Origin of the sequence: Pseudomonas tehranensis, from assembly GCF_014268615.1 — a bacterium.
Lineage (GTDB): Bacteria > Pseudomonadota > Gammaproteobacteria > Pseudomonadales > Pseudomonadaceae > Aquipseudomonas > Aquipseudomonas tehranensis.
The window spans coordinates 1-2,688 of record NZ_JABWQV010000410.1; the positions used below are offsets into that span (position 1 = coordinate 1).

At 63.8% G+C, this 2,688-nt stretch carries 3 protein-coding genes; all 3 read left to right on the forward strand.

Annotated features, from left to right (window positions below):
• Positions 1–124 precede the first annotated feature (124 nt).
• From modA to modC, 3 genes are read left to right on the forward strand one after another with little or no spacing between them, the layout of a single operon-like run.
• Positions 125–877 (forward strand): molybdate ABC transporter substrate-binding protein, encoded by a 753-nt coding sequence (modA, locus tag HU811_RS26525; protein WP_186659037.1) that lies wholly within the window; start codon positions 125–127, stop codon positions 875–877.
• Positions 878–1,558 (forward strand): molybdate ABC transporter permease subunit, encoded by a 681-nt coding sequence (gene modB / locus HU811_RS26530; RefSeq protein WP_092399003.1) that lies wholly within the window; start codon positions 878–880, stop codon positions 1,556–1,558. It abuts the gene before it with no gap.
• A 3-nt stretch (positions 1,559–1,561) separates the two neighbouring features.
• Complete coding sequence (gene modC, locus HU811_RS26535) at positions 1,562–2,641, forward strand: molybdenum ABC transporter ATP-binding protein (RefSeq protein ID WP_186659040.1); 1,080 nt, start codon at positions 1,562–1,564, stop codon at positions 2,639–2,641.
• The last annotated feature ends 47 nt before the right edge of the window (positions 2,642–2,688 follow it).

Below are 2,688 nucleotides of genomic sequence, written 5' to 3' on the forward strand. Positions count from 1 at the left end.
GGGAGCGAGCCTGCTCGCGATGACGGCAGCCCTCTCACACCAACTTCCCGAAATGCCGCGTTCCGTTTGCCAGCCATTCGCTATATATTTCCCTATATAGCGAACCCCACCTTACGGAGCCCTCATGCACCTCACCCGCTTCGCACCTCTGCTGCTGACCACACTCTTTTGCGGTGGCGTCGTCCAGGCCGATGAGGTGCAGGTGGCCGTAGCCTCCAATTTCACCGCCCCCCTCCAGGCCATCGCCGCCGGCTTCGCGAAAGACACCGGCCACACGCTGGTGGCGGCCTATGGCGCGACCGGGCAGTTCTACACGCAGATCAAGAACGGCGCCCCGTTCGAAGTCTTCCTCGCCGCCGACGACACCACCCCGGCCAGGCTCGAAAGCGAAGGCGACACCGTCAAGGGTTCGCGCTTCACCTATGCGATCGGCACGCTGGCGCTGTGGTCGGCCAAGGACGGTTATGTCGACAGCCAAGGCCAGGTACTCAAGGGCAATGGCTTCCAGCACCTGTCCATCGCCAACCCGAAAACCGCGCCCTACGGTCTGGCCGCGACCCAGGTGCTGGATAAGCTGGGGCTGACCGGGCAGGTCAAAGGCAAGCTCGTCGAGGGCCAGAACATCACCCAGGCCTATCAGTTCGTTTCTACCGGCAACGCAGAACTCGGCTTCGTGGCCTTGTCCCAGGTGTACAAGGACGGCAAGCTGGCCAGCGGTTCGGCATGGATCGTCCCCGCCCAACTGCATGCCCCGATCAAACAGGACGCGGTGATTCTCAACAAGGGTCGAAACAACGCCGCCGCCTCGGCGTTCATGGATTATCTCAAAGGGCCGAAAGCCACCGCCATCATCCAAGCCTACGGTTATCAACGCTAAATGCCACTAACCAGTGCAGACTACGCCGCCCTCTGGCTGACCCTGAAACTGGCGTCGCTGACCACGGTGATCCTGCTGCTGATCGGCACGCCTATCGCCCTGTGGCTGTCACGTACCCAGTCCTGGCTGCGCGGGCCGGTCGGCGCGGTGGTGGCCCTACCGTTGGTGCTGCCGCCCACAGTGATCGGCTTTTACCTGTTGCTCGCCCTGGGCCCCAACGGCTGGATCGGCCAATTCACCCAGGCCGTCGGGCTGGGCACCCTCACCTTCAGTTTCACCGGACTGGTGATCGGCTCGGTGATCTATTCCATGCCGTTTGTGGTGCAGCCATTGCAGAACGCATTCTCCGCCATCGGCAGTCGCCCCCTGGAAGTGGCGGCCACTTTGCGGGCCGGTCCCTGGGATACGTTTTTCAGTGTCATCCTGCCCTTGGCCCGCCCCGGTTTTATCACTGCGGCAATCCTCGGCTTCGCCCACACCGTCGGCGAATTCGGCGTAGTGCTGATGATCGGCGGCAATATCCCCGAAAAAACCCGGGTGGTGTCGGTGCAGATTTACGACCATGTCGAAGCCCTGGAATACGCCCAGGCTCATTGGCTGGCGGCGGCAATGCTGGTGTTCTCATTTCTGGTGCTGCTGGCGCTGTATTCCAGCCGCCGAACCCGGGCCGGTTGGAGCTGATCGATGATTCAAGCGCGTTTTCAGCTCGCCCATGGAGACTTCTCCCTGGACCTGGATGTGCAACTGCCGGGCCGTGGCGTGAGTGCGCTGTACGGCCAGTCCGGTTCCGGCAAGACCACCTGCCTGCGCTGCATCGCCGGGCTGGAACGGCCGCCCCGCGGTTTCATCGAGGTCAACGGCGAAGTCTGGCAGGACAGCGAGCGCGGCGTGTTCGTGCCGCCCCATCAACGGGCGCTGGGGTACGTGTTCCAGGAGGCGAGCCTGTTCACGCATCTGTCCGTGCAGGCCAACCTGGCGTTCGGCCTCAAGCGCATCGCGCCGGCGCAACGACGGGTGGACATGGACCAGGCCACCGAACTGCTGGGCATCGGTCACTTGCTGGATCGACAGCCACACAACCTGTCCGGCGGCGAACGCCAGCGGGTCGGCATCGCCCGCGCCCTGTTGACCAGCCCGCGACTGTTGCTGATGGACGAGCCGTTGGCCGCCTTGGATACTCGGCGCAAGAACGAAATCCTGCCCTACCTGCAACGCCTGCACGACGAGTTGGACATCCCGGTGCTGTACGTCAGCCACTCGCAGGACGAAGTGGCGCGCCTGGCCGACCACATCGTACTGCTGGACGCCGGTCGTGTACTGGCCAGCGGGCCGATCGGCGAAACACTGGCGCGACTCGACCTGCCGCTGGCGTTGGGGGATGACGCGGGCGTGGTGGTCCAAGGCAAGGTCAGCGGTTATGACGCGGCCTATCAATTGCTGTCCCTGACACTGCCCGACAGCCTCTTGAATGTGCGCGTCGCCCATACACCCCTGGCCATCGGCCAGCCGCTGCGCTTCAAGGTCCAGGCCCGTGATGTCAGCCTCAGCCTGACGAACGATGCCCAGACCAGCATCCTCAACCGCCTGCCCGTCACGGTGGTCAGCGAACTGGCTGCCGACAACGCCGCCCATGTGCTGATACGGCTGGAGGCTGCCGGTACACCGCTGTTGGCGCGCATTACCCGTTACTCCCGCGATCAGCTCGAGCTTCATCCGGGGCAGTTGCTGTGGGCGCAGATCAAGGCGGTGGCGGTGTTGGCTTAGGGCATCGCCCCACACAAATCCCTTGTGGGAGCGGGCTTGCTCGCGAA

Excerpts from the sequence above, each read along its gene's own strand:
- modC (WP_186659040.1), top strand. The coding sequence starts at position 1,562 with ATGATTCAAGCGCGTTTTCAGCTCGCCCATGGAGACTTCTCCCTGGAC.
- modB (WP_092399003.1), top strand. The coding sequence starts at position 878 with ATGCCACTAACCAGTGCAGACTACGCCGCCCTCTGGCTGACCCTGAAA.
- modA (WP_186659037.1), top strand. The coding sequence starts at position 125 with ATGCACCTCACCCGCTTCGCACCTCTGCTGCTGACCACACTCTTTTGC.